Below are 17,480 nucleotides of genomic sequence, written 5' to 3' on the forward strand. Positions count from 1 at the left end.
TGTAATTATTGGTGCGAAACGTTCCTGTCAAAGTTTAGGGACAAAACCCGAAACGTAAACAGGGAAATAGGTTTAAACCAATTAAACCTATTTGAACTTTGAAAATGTGACCTTAAAGGAAGGTCAACCCCGGAGTCAATGGTACGGATTACCAAACCTCAATAGGTAGAGTATTCCAATCCCAAAGGGGTAAGGCAATTCCCACAGTGCCAGACTGATTATCAAAACACTGAAGCTGGGAATAACGAGAAATCGGGTATAAGTCAAATGCCTAAGCAGTTCTCTAGCTAATTGCCCAAGAATAACGAAAGTGAACATCTGGCTTGAACCGTCGTGAACAGTAAGTAGCGAAATGACTTGACTACGCTGCGTTCAAAAGAACAAGGGGAAAAGGTAGAAGTTTCAATACACTTCTTCAAAGAGGTAAGAGTCTTAGAATCAACACTTACACAAGACTCCCAAAAGTACCCCGGCGGATAGGATGATTCTAAAGGCAATAACCCCATTTTCAAGGAACGTTAAAACCCCTCATATACTCCTACAGAGGTCGAATACTGATAGGTAGCTACAAATTTAAGGCGTATGTTATGAGGGCGAGAGATGGAGTCAGAAGCTAAAGCCTAAAAGTAATATTTAGGATATGCTGATAGATTCCGGTTTAGTTGTTAGGTAAAGTTTCAATTAGCAGTTAAAACGGTGAAAACGAGTATAACCAAGACTACGACTGCATGGAATTCTATCAATTGGGCAAAAGTCCAACGGGTAGTATTTAAGCTGCAAAAGAGAATTTATCAGGCATCACTATCGGGACAAATTGCTAAAGCTCGGAAGCTCCAAAAACTTTTAGTTAAGTCATACTACGCCAAACTATTAGCAATAAGAAAGGTCACTCAAGATAATCAAGGCAAAAAAACAGCAGGGGTAGATGGAATCAAATCTATCACACCCAAACAACGATTAGAACTTGCCCAAAACCTGAGTAAATACCAAAAGGCAAAACCACTCCGAAGGAAATGGATACCCAAACCCAACGGAGAAAAACGTCCTTTAGGAATCCCAACTATGCAGGATAGAGTAAGGCAAGCCTTGGTTAAATCTGCGTTATAACCACAATGGGAAGCCAGATTAGAGGGTGAAAGCTACGGATTTAGACCCGGACGTTCAGCCCATGACGCAATGTCACGAATCTTCCAAAGTATCAATAAACGAGTAGCAACTTTGCTTAAAAAGCAAAAAGGCAAATGTAACTTCTGTGGGCAACATTTTACCCCAGAAGATATTGCAGAAATCGACCATATTATCCCAACGTCTCTAGGCGGTAAAGATGAATATAAAAATCTGCAATTGTTACGTCGCCATTGTCACGATAGTAAAACGGTAACTGATGGGTCTTACAACTCAAAAGAAACCGGATGTTCTGATGATAACAGACAACTAGATTAGGAGCCGTGTGCTGTGAAAGTAGCAAGCACGGTTCTGAATGGGAGTTGGGGGTTGTAAAGCCCCCCTCGACCCCTAATGGTAAATCAAATCGGGGCGCATCGGCGAATCTAGGAGGTTTAACGATGTGGCTGAAATATGGCGCTGACCCCAACGGTTGTTTGAAATCTGTTGATGATGTTGGTCGAGGAAAAACGAACTTAACCTGTCTTTATTGCGGTGGCCAACTGACGGCTAAGAAAGGACCCATAAAATCTCATCACTTCGCCCACACCGGAGAAACTTGCAAACCTGTTTCCATCCGACACAAGACTAAACAATTTCCTGGCTTGCCCCTGTACGACCGCTTCAATATCCAACTTCCGGGTCGGGAAATGGAGCAATTAAAAGTTCTCTGGAGAGAATACGGCGCTCAAGACATCTTAATTCCCAGAGATTTGATTAACCTCCGGTGGAAGTTTCAAGGTTTGGTACAGTGGGTTAATGATTGCTATCAGTTCAGCGATTTGGGCAAGATTCCGATGGGAGTCTTGGGGTTAAGTAAGTTCAATCAAATTCAGGAGCCGCTATTGTGGGAAACTTGGGAGAAATATCGACGGGCGGCTGAACGTGCAACTTTAGCTAATTATTCAAACGTTCAAGAATACCAAGCTGATTTAAGAATTTACGAAACTTTACTCAAGCGAATTTTAGTCAATTCCCTGTACTTTTTGGAAGTAAAAGCTGACGGGCAAACCCTTCATAAAATTGGGATTACCCAAAGAACAATTGATGAACGAATCTCGGAAATTTATCAAGATTTGAAATCGCATTACTCCCAAATTCAGGTTAGTCTACTGGGCTTGTGGGAACATCGGGGAAATGTGGAACTTTATTTTAAACATCGCTACCGGGAGTTCAATTATCGGGTGGGGAAGCTAACCGAATATTTCCAGTTTCCCAATGTCAAACTTGTCTGAAATGATTTGTACCAAATGGAACCCAAAATATTGTCCGATGCGGAGTTGGAGATAGTTGATAGAAGCGATTAATTAGCTTCAAACGTCCAGTTATTCTTCGTGATATGCCTCATTAATTTGCCTAATCCTGAGTTCAAGTTCAGGGTCGTTCATTGCTGCTTCCAGCACGCTCGAAATACCATCCATATCTCCGGCATCAAGGCACTCAACATAGAAGTCAACGGCTTTTTCTATCCAAAGTTTATCTTTGTGAATGTCTTTTAATTCCATTAGATTTTACTTCCTCATAAAAATCGCTTCTATTATCTACTTGCCATGAGAGCGACAAATTCTTACACGCAAAGGATAAACAGTCTGAAAAACTGGGTCGGCAAACTCCGAACTAAACAATTCGGCAAATACAAAAATTACCGATCTAAGATTAATTAAATAGCATACCGTTTCTTGATCATAGCTACAAAAGCGTTTCTTGGTTCGGTGTCTAACTCGTTGAAAAAGTAAACTTCCCATATTTTGTTTGCAGATAATGAGAATATGAGGAATATCTTGAGTCTTATCAACTCCGGCAATAAAACCTCGAATTAAATCCTCACCTTCACGGGGAACTCTGATACCATTTTTTACGGTAAATTCACCGGAAGGAAACCAGGGTGTATTCGCTGCTTTTAATAACCGTTGTAAATCAGATAACCTCGGACTTTTTTTAGGGAGATACTCTCGAACTCTGGTATCATTAAGCGGGGGTTTTAACTGTTCGATATATAGTTTCTCTAAAGTATTAATTTCACTAATTGGAGCTTCGATATAGTAGAGATAAACTTTGTCTAACCCCTTCCGAGAAAACTGTTTGTAACGGTGATGTCCTCGACCTGCCCAACGGCTACGCAAACTTTTCGCCTGACCAACATAAAGGATTTGATTGTGTTCATCAGCCACGAAATAAATACCGGGGATATTAGGGAGATAGTCCCGATTTCTGAGACTATACCTCCCTGAAAATATGGGTAAATTTTCCATTTCATTCTGAGTTTTAATTAAACCAAGCGATAAACAACGGCGCCATCCCGTTCACGGTTATCAACTCTCAGCAAATCTTCGCGTAGCAGTTTATCCAAAATGACCCGAACATCTTCAGGGTTCAAGCCCGTTTCTAATACACAGTCAGCAATCGTCATCTCTCCTTTTTTCCGGGCTAGTTTGATTAGCTGAACCTGAACATCTTGGCCGTGATTATTTTTAGTTTTCCCTGCGGGTTGACCTTTTAGTTGTTTGGCTTTATGGACAGCACGGGTATTTTCAACTGTGGCAGCAATGACATATAAACCTCCAATTGTGTCGGTAAAGTCTTCATCATCTTCGAGGGAGGGGTCGGCTATAAAACAGAGTACGAGTACCCCAAATAAAATTCCAAATCCTTTTAGCAATGCTCTATAACGTCAGGTATAAATATAGCCAACGGGTAGCAGAAAAAATGTTAATACTCCTGTTGCCCAGGTGCTTTTCTCAGCGAGTTTTTGAGCTTCAGTATTAGAGCTATCCATGAGAAATTCTCCTAAAATAAGTTAACAAATTAAGACCCTAAGCCACGTCAAAATGCTGGCATTCTTGCAAACCTTTGAGAAAGTCGAACCGACCAGACCCAAACAAGTGCAAAATCTCCTGGACGCGAGTCATTGAAACGTAAAGTTCCCGCTTGCCTTCTGCTTCATTCCCTACTCCGAACTGCTGAACCCACAAAACAATCAAAGCTTTGAATTCCAGCCCTAATGCAGACTTACTGGTAATCAATCTGATGCCGGGGTGACGACTGCTGTAGTTGTTCTTATCTTTGTTCACCCAGTAGCAACCCAGTCCCAACTCATCCAACTGTTGGGTGAGATAGCCAAACGGTTCCGCTTCACAACGCCCCAAGTAGCGGTAAATCACAGCGATGTCTTTCGATTCATAACCCTCGGAAACTAGCTGCTGAATTTGGGCGATCGCATTTTGGGTTTCTGCCATTCGGTCAGCGACCAGGTGAAGTACAGGTTTTTTGCCATGTCGGAGGGCAGCTTCCGGTTCGACCAATGGGAAAGCTTCATCGTCATCTTCGTCATCAGTGGAGAGCGACTGCACCATATCCCAAGCGGCCGATAAAATTTCGGAGGTATTGCGATAATTGCGGTTGAGTTTGCGTACTCGCCCCTGCGCTTTTACCCCAACTGATTTCCAGGTAAACTTCTGGCGATTGTAGAGACTTTGGCTTTTATCGGAGACAATGAGCAAGTCACCATTTTCGGGGTCTTTGAGAGCCGCAGCACAGCACTTGAACCAGGCCGGATAGAAGGTGTGGGCTTCATCGATGAGAACAGCGTCCCATTTTTCCTCCGGTGGCATTTCTGTCAGAGCATTCAGGAGGCGATCGCCTATCACCTCGTCATAGGTATCACTGCTTTCGTAATTCTTGGGATTGGGTAAACTGCCCATCACCGACTTTGCCCAATCGTGGAAGTGCAGAACTTCAATGCGATCCCGGTATAGGAGATTATTATCTGCTTCAATCAGGGAACGTAAGTAAGCCGCAAGGGTAATGTTGAAACAGAGGATGAGAACCCGTTGATTGAATACGCCCCCGGCGAGAGTTTTAGCACGACTGAGCAGGATTAAGGTTTTGCCTGACCCTGCAACCCCGCAGAAGACTCGATGACCCCTTCCGAGAGAACGAGCCAACTGTTCCTGTTTGTGGTCTAGGGTTTTGATAATGGTTGCGTTCGGTTGGATAACCTGCTTTTTGGGAGCGCTCGTTGGTTTGGCGGCTTCTTCCCATGAAACTGACCGGAGATTACAAACCGTAAGTGTTCTACCAAGCTCGGTGTGCGCTCCAATGCCAAATTGAAAATTTTCCAAAATTCTTCAAGTGCTTTACGAATTGCGCTATCTCAAAGAGTTCGTTTGACTTGTGTTAAAGTCACAACTGTCCCCGATTCAGTAATATCTCAAAGAGCTTCGGCAAGAATTTCATGGGCTGTATTTACATCTTGACGCTCTGCTTGAGATGCTTTTTTCCATCGACGAACAATTTTCAGCAGTGTCAAATGGAATTGGTGATCAAATCCGCTTAAAGCTGATTTCCCACCCTCCAAGCGCTCACGTTCCTTTTCTTCCCAAGCACTTCTTAGTTCCTGAAGTTGAGAAAACAGACGAAGTGAGGAAGCTGTGATAGTTTGGCTTGTTGTTCCTCTACTAACCATGCCCAACTCTTCCTCTAAAATACTTGCCTCTTTTGTTAAGAGTATTCACTATAATTGGGGAAGATTAAAAAGTCAAAAAAATGGCTTCGACCTAAAAAAAACAAAGGTGTTTAATACCACCGTTAGCAATTACCGCGAACTTACAAAACAAGTACAATTTCTCTATTCCAGTCACAGGGATTCGAGTCCGGTTGCTGACCCCCTATTGACTTTTAGTTTTACATTGTATACTGTAAACACTGAACGATGTAAACTTTTGGCTCGGTACACAGATGTATTTTGAAGAGGTTCGCCAGTGGGAAGGAACTGCTGAGGCTCTGACCAAACAGTTAAAGCGACAGATTGCCCAACTGGGATGGTCTGTAGACCCCCCAGCCCTACGAACGGTGCGACTGTGGAGAGCCAAGCAACTGCTATCGCAACCCAAAGGCCAAAAATTTGGATTTCGCCAAATCTTAGAAGGATTAGCGACAGCGCTGCTGCTGAAAAAAGGTTGGACACTGGCGGCGATCGCTCAAGTTTTACCCTCATTTTCCGATGTGATATTAGAACAACAAATTATCGCAGAAACCAATCATCAAGACGCCAATTGGTCGCCAACAATTCCGGGCGCAACATTACCATTACCGACGGGACACGCCAACAAATTCGACTTGGCAGAAGATGCGGTTATCTTGCTGGCTCAGGGAATTTTGCGACAATACACAAGAGTTCTCAACCGAGAAATTGTGCGCCAAGATGATAGTATGCCTTCGGAACTTTACCGCTCCCTCTGCAAATTGGGCCGCCTGTATATCGAGGAAGGATTACCCGATGAAGCCGCCTGCGTGCATACCGTTCTTGACCGGGCTAGACTGCCCCTTAAAGAGTGGAAATTAAAGATTTTTCAGCCCCCAAACTTTCGTTTTAGTGGGGCAATTCTCATCGATCCCGACCTGCGAGTACCCACTTCAGATTGTGCGGAAATTGCCAATATTACCGGATCATTTGGCGAAGATAACGTGATCGAATACCGCTTGCATCAACGCTTGCGGGAGTCAACAGAGCGCCTGGGAAGTCGTCACCAACACAAAGCTTATACCGCCGTGCGAGAACTATTTGGTCGGCGATCGCTAATTGGACAGCACGAACTTTTTGAATATTTAGAAGACAAAGAATTAACCCCATTGCAGGGAACAATTCTCGACAATTTTTTCGATTTAGTACCCGATATTTGGTTAATTAACGGGTACGCCCATCGCTGCGCCCACTGCGGTACATTAATGCGGCCTTACTTCGATCAAAAACTGTTTCCTCAAGGGCGGTGTCCCATTCGCCAATGCCCGGGTCACAACTCTTTTAAAGCCAAAGTGGGTGAAAAAATCGACCCGAAAGCAGACAGTTTGCTGATTGCAAAACCGCAAATTCTCACCTATTGGACAGGCCCCGCTATCGACGAAATCGCGATTTTTGATGCGGCAAAAAGCAACGGACTCGATGCCGAACTTTACCCCGATTCCGATATCTGCGATGTGGGAATTAATAACCGCAATATCGGTATTGATGCCAAATCTTACACCAGTCCCGTCTCTCTCGCTTTGCGCCTCAACCGCAGCATTGGGGGACTGATTTCCTATCGTCGCCGCATCGTTGCCATCGGCGATCAACTCCTCGAAGATCACCCCGATTATCGCTCAACTTTACTGTCGATATTGGAGAAAAAAGGCGAACAAAATACTTTAGAAATTCTCTCCGTTTCGGAAGTTATTAAATCGTTTAAGGAAATGAAAGATGAAAATTAAACCCGACTTTTGGACTGGCCCGAATCGTATTTGCTGGCTTTGCGTTTTGATGGAAGAATTTCTGAAGACAAATTCCCTCAAATATGCCCATTTGGTGATGTCCGGTTGGGCAAGTATTTTCAATGCGCCCGCTTTGGAAAACGCCCGTCAAGCTATTTTTAATCTCCGCCAAATTTCCGGGGCTTATGTTACAGAACAGTCAATTAGACACGCCATTTCTATTTATAGCGATCGCCACTATCGAAACCAAACTCAAGGAGCCTACAGAATCAACTCGGAAACCTTATCTTTTGAACGCACCGATTTTTTAGAAGATCCGAATATTACTAAAGCCCGCCAAATTTTGAGCCAGCCCCTCCCCCACCAATATTATACTATAAAAGTAGCCAATCCTCACCAACCAATGGTTATCAATTTGGGGGAAGAAAGCACCGCTATTAGAATACCAATCCCCCCGATAACAGCGCCTCTGGCTCCCCGTGTTACCCATTCATTCGACTTCAATCGCGAACCGAATGAAAACATTTGTATTCCCCTGTCGGAACTACAGGAAATCGCCGCTGAGATGGATAAAAGGGAAAACAATCATCCAGAAAAAAGAAAGGGAAACTGGAAAGAACGGTTTGAACATTTTGCCCTGATGGTACCGGATGAAAGCCGGGGATTGCGAGAAGAAAATACCCTGGAACTTGCAGACATTAAACACTTAATTGGATTGCCTGGTTCGGGAAAAACTACATTGCTGGTTTTGCTGGCGGTTTGGCTCGGAAAACGCAATTATAAAGCGATGTTTGTCTTTCCTTCTATTGAAGTTTCTCGGCAATACATGGCGGAATTAGCATTCCATGAAATTCGAGTCGGAATGCTCGTCGGTCAAAGCAATGAAACCCGTCGCCGGCACGCTGACAATATTGCAGAAGCCATTGCCGCATCTGGGAATAATGGCGGGTTTGCTGACAGTATAGAACGGGCGGAAATGTTCAGTTTAAACTGCGTTTTACCAGCCTTTTCAAATGCCGATACTTCCCCGTGGGGTTTTGGTTATGCGCCATGTCAGGACATTTTACAAACAGGGGATAATCGCCAGATGAAAAAGTGTCTTTGTCCGGTTTGGACGATGTGCGGGCGAAACAAAGCGCCCCGAGAATTAGTAAGCGCTAATATTTGGGTGGGTCACGTCCTTTCAATGGATACTGAAGTGCCACCCCATGCTATTAATGAACGCATCCGCTATTTTGAATTAATTGCTCGAACATTTGACGTGATTATTTTTGATGAAGCGGACATGGTGCAATCAACTCTTGATGGTTATGGGGCGGCAATTTTGAGGCTTTCGGGTGCGGAAGATTCCATTCATTTGGTGATTCAAGAACAAATTCACAGCCGTTTTGCTCGGGGAGAAAACTATCGACTTTTTGACCGGAATATAGAACTTTATAGCCTGGATTTAGCCGAATTTGGAAATCACAACACGACCCTGATCGCTGCGGTTCAAAACTTGCACTCGGAGAGAGTGAAAAATCGCTATGAAGGTCAGTTATTAACGGTGTTAAGAATTGTCAGCGATTTGTTAGATGGTTTTGAGAAAACACCCAAACGCGATCGCCTTTTGGAAGAAGATGTTAAACAATTCTTTCAGCAAAGCCGAGCGTTAACTGAATTTTGGACAACCGCCGCCTACCATGCTTTTTACGATCGCACGGGAATTGAAACCTACGACCGATTGAACTTAGATCTTTGCGCTCGAACCCTCAAAATTTCCCGCGATACTCTCAAACAGAAGTGGGTAAATTTGATCGGTAATTTTCGCCGATATTTGGCGGAAAACTTAATCGAACGGCGCGATAAAATTGTAGAAAATATTGCCCAATTATTTTTATCGCTGTGCTTTCCAAATCGTTCTCAAACCGGGGAAGAACGGGATACGATAACCTTATTGGTTTGCGTGACATTTGTAATATTAAGTTATCAGCGAATTGTGCCGGGAACAAGAACAATGGTCGCGGAAGGACTGATTCGGGAACCCATCGTTGAATCGACCGCAACGCCGGAACTGAGAAAAGTAATTCCCGAGAATCTTTTGGGGTCTTTATCGGGCGTTAAATACAATCTAAAATCCGCCCGAACCACCCGAACCAACGCCCGAAATGTCGAGTTATCTTATATTACCTTTGTCGGTGCGCCCCGGCTGTTGATGTATCGTTTTCATCGCTTATTTGAGGCGGATGGCGACCGAAAAAAACCCGCGATTTTAATGACATCAGCCACCTCGTTTTTAGAAGCAAGCCCCGCATATCACGTCAATATTGAACCGCATTATATTCTCAAACCCCGCCAAACAGAACTGAATTATAAAAACAGTATTTACCGCTTTAAATGGATTCCCGACCCTGAAAAATCAGATCGCCCGCTTCGATATAGTGGTGCGGGAGAGAGCAGAGAACACAATTTAAAAAAAATGGTCGATGCGTTGGTGCGAAGGGGAAGCAATTCGGAAATTTACAAAGCAATTCGTAATTTTGATGTGCGAGATGGCGTTCACCGCAAAGCGGCTTTAGTTGTTAACAGCTACGAACAAGCTCGTCAGATTATGAAATATTTGAATGATTATTACCCGGAAATCGGTAAGCGCTCGAAAGCGGTTGTTCGTTTTCTTAAAAATGGGGAGCAACCCAATGATTTTGTTACAACAGCGCAGTGTGAAGCTTTGGGAGATGATGAAACTTGTGATATTATTATTTTTCCCATGTTAGCAATTGGTCGAGGTGTAAACATTGTGTTTACCAAAGGAGCGAGGAAACTTGATGCAGCCATCGGTACAATTTATTTCCTAACTCGTCCCCATCCCACAATGGATGATATGCAGCTTTTGTATGGTTTAGCCGGAAAAGCAACCCAAGAATTTGATAGTTTAGAGTTTGCAGAAACTGACGATTTACCAGCAATTTATAACGCTTGGCAGGAGTCTCGAAAAAAACTGGTAAAAACGGCTCGCCGGCTATTACGAGAACCTTTGATGGCGAGTCGTTTGGGCGAAGATTTATTCAAGTCATTTACCGCCAATCAGATGGTTGGTATTTTGCAAACCATTGGCCGGGGAATGCGAAATGGTTGTCCGGTACAAGTTTATTTTGTTGATGCGGCTTGGGCGAATAAATCGACTCAAAATAAACCCGACTCGGGACGGGAGAGTATGTTGGTTCAAATGCGAATTATTTTAGAAGAATATGTCAAACATTCTGACCCCGTTAATCGTCAAATTTATCAAGAACTTTACAGCGCATTTCTCGATCCTTTACGGCGTATTCAGGGCGTAGTTTATCCGGCTGGTTTGCGTTCGGAGAAAGAATTGACTGATGATGAAGATGAGTTTGACGATTTTGATTCTTTATTGGAGATGTAACCATGAACAGCGAAATTTTTGACGAAATTGAGTTGAATAACGACGAAGTAACGGAAACAACCGTGCTTTCAGATAAGCTTTATATTCCTCTGGGAAATCCCAAAACTGTTAAACAGATTCCCCTGGCTTTTACCGTGCCGGATAATCTCCCCCCAGTAACCGTTGAAGGTTTTATACTGGCTTGGACAGAAGAAGCTTTGCGAGAGTTTTCAGCAATTCAAAATGCAACTAAAAATCGGGATAACTCAAGCGGAAAAAATCTACCCTATGCTTCTCTGCGAGGTCTTTTAGAAGTTGGACTGGATGGGGTAGCACGGATTCACTCTAACTTGGGTTTGAGTCAATTTAATTTGAGCGGTAACAATCAAAATAGTCCGCAACCTTTTGTCTACTTAAATAGTGGAACAGGGGAGGAAATTTATAAAAAATTGCGCTCAATTCTTAACGAGTGGATTGCCAACTTTATTCAACCTTTTGCTAAAAAACTAGAAGTTTCACCGGGAGTAATTGATCGTTTACAAGAGTTGAGAGAAAACGACGAATTACTAAAAGTTTGTTTAAAATCGCAAGTTTTACCCTGGAAAAAGATAGAAAAAAATCAAGATAGTAAGTATGATTATCGAATCTTAATTGAATATATCGCGTCTCAAATTGCGGGAAAAGAGATTTTTCAAGGATTGGGGTCAATGAAGCGCGTTATTTCCAGTGATGGAAGCTTTACAACTGGGATGGCGGAGTTAATTACCAATCCCATTCCCCAAAACAATGAGGAAGCGAACAATGGAAAGTTTAGTTTGGTTCTCCGTTTAGAAGTGGTAACAATTCCTGCTTTAAAGCAGCCACTCCTGAAGATTGATGTCTCAAAACGTCGATGGTTAAATGAGTTAAACCCGCCCGAATTTAACTCGAAAAGGATTGGCGGTTTTGTTTTCTCGGAAGCTTATCAAGATCGCGCTTTCAGTTATAAAGTTATTCCTCAGCAAGACAAGCAGCAAAAAGCCAAAACCAATCAAAAGAAAAAATATTTTTGGGCGATTGATAAAGATTTTGAAGCGTTGCAGCCCAAATTAAAACTCCCGACAAAAACGCCCGATGGCGAAAATATTGATGGCCAACAAATAGCGCTGGGTAAAGCTTCAACAGAAAATTGTAAAGTGATGCTAACCTACAGCAACGGGTTACAAGATAGCAAACACGGAATTGAAGCGGGTGTACCAGAAATTGATAAGTTAGAAGCATTTGAAAAGATAGCTGAAATTTTAGAATCAACGGGCTTTATACCCTTCGAGGATTATTCAACCGTGAAAATTAAAGGTGAAAGCCATAAGTTAGATGATACAGTTTCTCGCATGATTAATTTACCCACGCTGTTGAGTGCGATTCTAGAAGTGATTGAAAGTGAAAACAACATCAACTTTACTGAAAATTATCTTGAAGAACTCAGTGACGAACGGTTAAGTCAACTGTTATCTACTCACTTTGGCTTCGATTTACAAAGCATTGTGAGCGGGAGAAAATCTCTACAATTTGGAGGAAATAAGACCAAACCTCAGATGGTCGAACTTCAAGCTATGATTGAAAAAAATCAAGCGATTATGGACAATCTGCACGGCAAAAATAAACCATTACTCGTCATTTTCTATGAGGAAGAGTTGCAAACCGATTTAAAACTACTGAAGGCTTTCATCAATCTAATTTGGGGTGAAAAGATTGACGTAAAAACTAATCGTTTACCCGAAAACACTCACGGACCCAGAGAATTACTACCGGGTTCTAAATTAAAACAAAAAGAGCGCTCCCGTCGTCGAATTCAAGCTTGGGATTCTACCGTTCAACAACTCGCCGAACGCCCTGAAAAAACGTTCTGTCTCGTTATGGCGCGGGAATGGTATCCCGATACAAATTCAGAAAATAAGTACAAACATGACGACCGCGTTAATAAGCCCTCCACCCGTCAAGCTTTGGCTCAGATGGCTGACTGTCGGGTACAGTTTATTTTACCCATTGAGAAAACTAAAAAAGAAAAATTATTGAAACTCAGTGACTTTTTTCATCGGGCGCAAGCCGCTTTAAAAGATTTACTTTTTGCTCACTACGGCTACATTGAAGACGTTCAAGAAAAAGTAGATAAATGGTTGAAAGATATCCCCGAAGAAAATCGACCTAAAGAAATTATTGGGATTACCATTGTTCGCAAACAAAAAGGTCGCGCTCGCGGTCATATAGGAACCACATTTTTACCTGTTGCGATGCGCCTCCAAGTGAAAACGGGGGAGTGTAAGCTATGCTGCGCCTATGAAAAAGGGAATAAATTGGAAAGGAGTCCCTGGAGTAAATTTGCAGATGGGATTACTTATATTTCTAAAATATCACCCGTTAAACTGGCGGATAAACAGGAAATTCGTGAGGCTCGTTTCATGGAGTTTGTTCGAGAAATTATTTCAACTTCTGTTGAGGAAGGAAATCACCCCTTAGTAATGATTGATTCTTCTAACTGCGTGCAGCTTTGGCGCTGGCTTGCTGATGTTAGAATAGACCCGAACAATATTAATTTAGCACACAAATCCGGTTCGCCTTTATACGAACATCTAGAACAAGAGTGGAATAATGCACGAATAATTCGGATTCGCCAAGAGATCGCCCCCGGAATTATTGATAAAAAAGTTCGGAATTTAGCAGAAACTAAGCCGGATGATACCCGCAGAAAAGAGGAACTAAAGACGACTTTTGAAATTCCTTCAGCTTCCAGTGCAACCCAGCTATTTAAACTGAAAAATCAAACGAATAAAAAGAGTGAAATCAATCAAAAAGGTTGTGTTGCTTATCTGTCTGTGGGACGTAAAACGCTTCATCAAAAATCACGGGGTCAAAGTTGCTATCATCATACAGAAATTAACCGTGCTAAAAAGCTTGATGGTTCTAACCAAAAAGTTTTAAATCAAGCCGGGTTGGAAGTTCACCAACTTGAAGCTCGTCCCCCATTTACCGGACAATATCCAACGCCTAATCCTTTAGAAATTGTTGTTACCTTGAGACAAGCGGAAGATCATCCCGATTCCTTGGCTGCGCTGGTAGAATCTTTACGCTATGGTTTTGGTCATTACAGTGATTGGTCTAGTTTACCCGCTCCTCTGTTTTTCGAGCGGGTTATACGAGATTATATCAGCGAATTTGCAATGGAAGACGGAGAAATAGACGGAGAAGATGATTTGGAAGAATAATGTATTAGATATCGCCAAGAGAAAGACGGTTTACTGTTTGTTCTGGTTATTTATTCTCGAAGGTGAATACTAGAAAATACCGTCAGTTTATACTAATTTTAGCCAGTGATTGACAAAATCTGTTTTTAGCAAACATCTCGGCTTGACCCCACAAGCAAGCAATCATTCAGGGTTTAGTTCCGTTGGCATTTTAGGTGTTACCATAGCAGAGCTTGGACTTCCCTTGACTCCATTTTCCTTTACTGTTCTGTGCTTGGAAGCTTCCATCCTTATCTGTTATGGATTGTAGCGATCTAGGGTTGTCTAACGGGTGAAAGGTCAACAAAAAATTTTTCTTCAAAATTCATAAAATTGACATCTTTAACTGATAGAGAAGTTAGATGTTCCATTCACCCGGAATAACTTTCTAACCAATCCACTCGATTTTTAAGGTTGATCTATGAAAAGTTTAAAAGAAAAAGCTCTCGATAAAATTTTGTTAGGAGTCGGATTAAAGTTAATTCCACTGGCTAGCCTGGGATTTTTATCAGAAAGTTTTCCAGAACTATTATCTACCGATTCCAATTCTATTTTGAGTTTAGTTTTGAGTTTATTCGTTTTCATTTCGTGTTTGGTCGGATATATATTTTTTATTAAAGGATGTTGTCTCTATATCAAAAGTAAAGGTTATTCTTCTAACTGGGGATGGTTAGGAATATTGAGTTTGTTGATTTTACCTATTTTCTTTTTTATCCCTTCTCGACTTGAGCAATTTTCTGTTCAATCTGAGAACGCAGTAAATGAACCTTTTGAGCGAATCAATATTCCCGAAATCTTATTATTTATATTTTTGGGAATGTCTTTGTTAATCTATTTTTTCTTGGGAATTTTGTTTTCTTTCAAGACTTTACAAGAATCTCTTTTGATAGGAAACTCCGCTTTTCTATTTATTCAGTTGGCTTCGGGAGCGGTTTTGTTAGCCAAAATGAAAGAATTAAGATTTGATTTTAATAAAATTCTCGGGTTTCAGAATTCAATTAATTTGAAATTAGTTTTAATCATCAGTATTATGATGTATGCTTTGTTTCAGGGCTTAAATTCTTTAATGTTATATCAGCTATCGTTTATTTTTCCAAAATATGTAGAATCTTTTCTGAACCAAAAAATTTATACTAATATTTTAGAAATGGTTTGGTGGAATTTTTCAGTGCTTTTATTGGCTCCTCTCCTAGAAGAATTATTGTTTCGTGGAATAATTTTGCAAAAATGGGCAATAAAATGGGGAATCAAAACAGGTATTATAGCTTCATCCTTATTCTTCGCCATTATCCATTTTCGATTCGACATTATTTCTTTATTTGTTATCGGGATAATTTTATCAATTTTGTATTTTAAAACTCACAATTTAATGACTCCTATTTTGAGTCATCTTTTTTATAACACTCTGGTTGCAAGTTTTAGTATGATTAACTTTTTGACTACACCTTTAAATGAAAGGAATGCGTTTATTTCCGTTGAAAAATATCAAGATTTGATTCAGCCTTTGTTAAGTCAAAGATTTTTTTTAGTAGCTGTCTCTGCTCCTTTTCTAATTTATTTTATCTACAAAAACTTTCCTAAAAATAATGTAACTATTCCTTATTATGCTAAGTCAGCTAAAATTCTTGAAACGGAGTAACGATTGAGAAGGGATAAATGATTGTAACTGACGGGGCGACAAGGAAGCCAGAAGGGAAACTGAATAAGGGTCATGGTTCTGCAACCTCTCTGAGAATAGGGTGGCTTATTCTCGACTCACAATAAAATGTAACTATAATTTATGGCTTAGTATTTTTTAAACAACAACCCAGAATCATGGGCATCGGTAACGCACAAATTCACGATTACCGTTGGTTAAACTTGTCAAAGACTTCTGATCATCCGAAAGCCGAAAATAATAGTTGGAAATCCAAGTTTCTCCCTCGCCGGACAACTCCATGGTTAGCTCTAGGTCAGAATTACCATGAGTGACAACAGAACGAACAGAACCCATACTTTCATAGAACTTGATACGGTCTGCACTAATGATAAACCTTCCCTCAGATGTACGAGAACTACAGCTTTGCAAATCTAAGTCCCACTTCCCCCAAAACTGAGCCGGGATAGTTTGTTGCTGAACCGCAGCCGTTGCAGTGCCAGTGGTAAGCATCAAGATAAGTGTGAGCAATTTAATCATTTGATGAGTTCCTCAATATCTAGGCTTGTAATTGTTAATTGGTAGTGACCTGCAATCATAAATCACTACGGCTCAACCACGCGAAGCTCTCGACCCGCAATCATCGGCATGAGCGAGACCACATACGGACGAAGTTGCTGCCGCTTTGGATGGATTGTATGTGATTCGTACATCCGTAGAGACAGAAATTTTAGATGCTCCGTCAACGGTGAAAGCTTATAAAAAACTCTCTCAAGTTGAGCAGGCTTTTCGCTCCTATAAAACGATGGATTTAAAGGTGCGTCCGATTTATCATCATCTCGAAGAGCGTGTTAAGGCGCACGTTTTTCTTTGTATGTTGGCTTATTATGTCGAATGGCACAGGTCGCAGGCTTTAGCACAGTTAACTTCTCGTTAAAAGAGACAGAAAAACATTGATTTTACCGAATCTTTACATTTTTGAATTGGAAACTTTACAAAAGCTTACTGTTTTCACGGATATCAATGGGTTAACTTTAAGAAGCCGTTGTCAAATTTATACCAATAAATCATGGCATAAATTTTTGGAACAGAGGGCGCAGATAGTTTGGTTGGAAGTGACGAAGCAGATTCTATTTTTGGGCTAGATGGGAGTGATACCCTTGTGGGAAGTCGGGGGGGGGGACACCCTTATCGGTGGCTTGGGGACTGATTCTTTATTTTCCTTTGGGGATAATAACTGGCTTTTTGCGGGAAAAGGAGATGATATTGTTCAGGGTGATAGAAGTTTTGGTCGAAGTGGAACAGATACGATGTTTGGTGATATCGGAAACGACGTGCTGAGGGGATTCGATGGAAACGATTTAATCTTTGGAAATAATGACCAAGATGAGATTAGTGGCGGACGTGGAAATGATACTCTATATGGAGGTCAAGGTAATGATAATATCGATGCCGATGACGGGAATGACCTCCTGTTTGGAGATTTGGGAAACGATACGATGAGAGGACGCAATGGAAACGACCAGTTTGTAATTGGGTTTGGAACGGACATTATTATTGATTATGGCTTGGGTACTGATAGTATTCTCTTGCAAGGAAACATTACCGAAGCTGATTTAGAGTTTGTAGATGGAGCAGAAGTTAATGCAGGATTGAATTTTCGGGACGATATATCGATTAATTTGCGTTCAACGGGCGAAACTATAGCGATTCTTTCGGATATAACCCTTGAAGAATTCAATCGAATTAAGATTATTCAACCGCTAATCATTTAGTTTAATCGAACCTAAAA

Annotated in this window: 14 protein-coding genes and 1 pseudogene; 9 read left to right on the top strand and 6 right to left on the bottom strand. The window is 41.5% G+C overall.

Features of this window, described 5'->3' with window-relative positions:
* Positions 1–696 precede the first annotated feature (696 nt).
* From ACL6C3_RS15530 to ACL6C3_RS15540, 3 genes and pseudogenes are all read left to right on the top strand, one after another.
* A pseudogene (locus ACL6C3_RS15530) lies at positions 697–1,245 on the top strand (reverse transcriptase N-terminal domain-containing protein); the annotation flags it as partial.
* On the top strand, positions 1,219–1,443 hold the full coding sequence (locus tag ACL6C3_RS15535) for an HNH endonuclease (protein ID WP_413168341.1): 225 nt from the start codon (positions 1,219–1,221) through the stop codon (positions 1,441–1,443). The pseudogene ACL6C3_RS15530 and the gene ACL6C3_RS15535, both read left to right, overlap by 27 nt.
* A 122-nt stretch (positions 1,444–1,565) precedes the next feature.
* Positions 1,566–2,399 carry a GIY-YIG nuclease family protein gene (locus ACL6C3_RS15540; protein WP_413168128.1) on the top strand — a complete coding sequence of 278 codons (834 nt, stop codon included), beginning with the start codon at positions 1,566–1,568 and terminating at the stop codon, positions 2,397–2,399.
* Between the two features lie 90 nt (positions 2,400–2,489).
* On the opposite strand, the gene ACL6C3_RS15545 is transcribed toward ACL6C3_RS15540, so the two are convergent.
* From ACL6C3_RS15545 to ACL6C3_RS15565, 5 genes are all read right to left on the bottom strand, one after another.
* Complete coding sequence (locus ACL6C3_RS15545) at positions 2,490–2,669, bottom strand: hypothetical protein (RefSeq protein WP_413168129.1); 180 nt, start codon at positions 2,667–2,669, stop codon at positions 2,490–2,492.
* Positions 2,670–2,705: 36 nt separating this feature from the next.
* Positions 2,706–3,335 (bottom strand): GIY-YIG nuclease family protein, encoded by a 630-nt coding sequence (locus ACL6C3_RS15550; protein WP_413168130.1) that lies wholly within the window; start codon positions 3,333–3,335, stop codon positions 2,706–2,708.
* A 98-nt stretch (positions 3,336–3,433) separates the two neighbouring features.
* Complete coding sequence (locus ACL6C3_RS15555; protein WP_413168131.1) at positions 3,434–3,823, bottom strand: hypothetical protein; 390 nt, start codon at positions 3,821–3,823, stop codon at positions 3,434–3,436.
* A gap of 154 nt (positions 3,824–3,977) precedes the next feature.
* The gene (locus tag ACL6C3_RS15560; protein ID WP_413168132.1) at positions 3,978–5,285 is read right to left on the bottom strand and encodes a DEAD/DEAH box helicase; all 1,308 of its coding nucleotides are present in this window, start codon (positions 5,283–5,285) and stop codon (positions 3,978–3,980) included.
* Positions 5,286–5,374: 89 nt separating this feature from the next.
* A complete protein-coding gene (locus ACL6C3_RS15565) occupies positions 5,375–5,629 on the bottom strand; it encodes a hypothetical protein (RefSeq protein ID WP_413168133.1) in 255 nt (84 codons plus the stop codon).
* Positions 5,630–5,901: 272 nt separating this feature from the next.
* On the opposite strand from ACL6C3_RS15565, the gene ACL6C3_RS15570 reads away from it, so the two are divergent.
* The 4 genes from ACL6C3_RS15570 (at position 5,902) to ACL6C3_RS15585 (ending at position 15,691) form a co-directional block, all read left to right on the top strand.
* Complete coding sequence (locus tag ACL6C3_RS15570) at positions 5,902–7,410, top strand: hypothetical protein (RefSeq protein ID WP_413168134.1); 1,509 nt, start codon at positions 5,902–5,904, stop codon at positions 7,408–7,410.
* Positions 7,400–10,813 (top strand): hypothetical protein, encoded by a 3,414-nt coding sequence (locus ACL6C3_RS15575; protein WP_413168135.1) that lies wholly within the window; start codon positions 7,400–7,402, stop codon positions 10,811–10,813. Before ACL6C3_RS15570 ends, ACL6C3_RS15575 begins: the two co-directional genes overlap by 11 nt.
* A gap of 2 nt (positions 10,814–10,815) precedes the next feature.
* Positions 10,816–14,034: an RNaseH domain-containing protein gene (locus ACL6C3_RS15580; protein ID WP_413168136.1), complete on the top strand. Its 3,219-nt coding sequence runs from the start codon at positions 10,816–10,818 to the stop codon at positions 14,032–14,034.
* Positions 14,035–14,473: 439 nt separating this feature from the next.
* The gene (locus tag ACL6C3_RS15585) at positions 14,474–15,691 is read left to right on the top strand and encodes a CPBP family intramembrane glutamic endopeptidase (RefSeq protein ID WP_413168137.1); all 1,218 of its coding nucleotides are present in this window, start codon (positions 14,474–14,476) and stop codon (positions 15,689–15,691) included.
* Between the two features lie 174 nt (positions 15,692–15,865).
* On the opposite strand, the gene ACL6C3_RS15590 is transcribed toward ACL6C3_RS15585, so the two are convergent.
* Positions 15,866–16,201 (bottom strand): hypothetical protein, encoded by a 336-nt coding sequence (locus tag ACL6C3_RS15590; protein WP_413168138.1) that lies wholly within the window; start codon positions 16,199–16,201, stop codon positions 15,866–15,868.
* Positions 16,202–16,388: 187 nt separating this feature from the next.
* On the opposite strand from ACL6C3_RS15590, the gene ACL6C3_RS15595 reads away from it, so the two are divergent.
* Both ACL6C3_RS15595 and ACL6C3_RS15600 read left to right on the top strand, forming a co-directional pair.
* Positions 16,389–16,625 carry a hypothetical protein gene (locus ACL6C3_RS15595; protein WP_413168139.1) on the top strand — a complete coding sequence of 79 codons (237 nt, stop codon included), beginning with the start codon at positions 16,389–16,391 and terminating at the stop codon, positions 16,623–16,625.
* A gap of 208 nt (positions 16,626–16,833) precedes the next feature.
* Positions 16,834–17,463 (top strand): calcium-binding protein, encoded by a 630-nt coding sequence (locus ACL6C3_RS15600; RefSeq protein ID WP_413168140.1) that lies wholly within the window; start codon positions 16,834–16,836, stop codon positions 17,461–17,463.
* Positions 17,464–17,480: the final 17 nt, after the last annotated feature.

Origin of the sequence: Capilliphycus salinus ALCB114379, assembly GCF_047276495.1 — a bacterium.
GTDB classification, from domain to species: domain Bacteria; phylum Cyanobacteriota; class Cyanobacteriia; order Cyanobacteriales; family Microcoleaceae; genus Capilliphycus; species Capilliphycus salinus.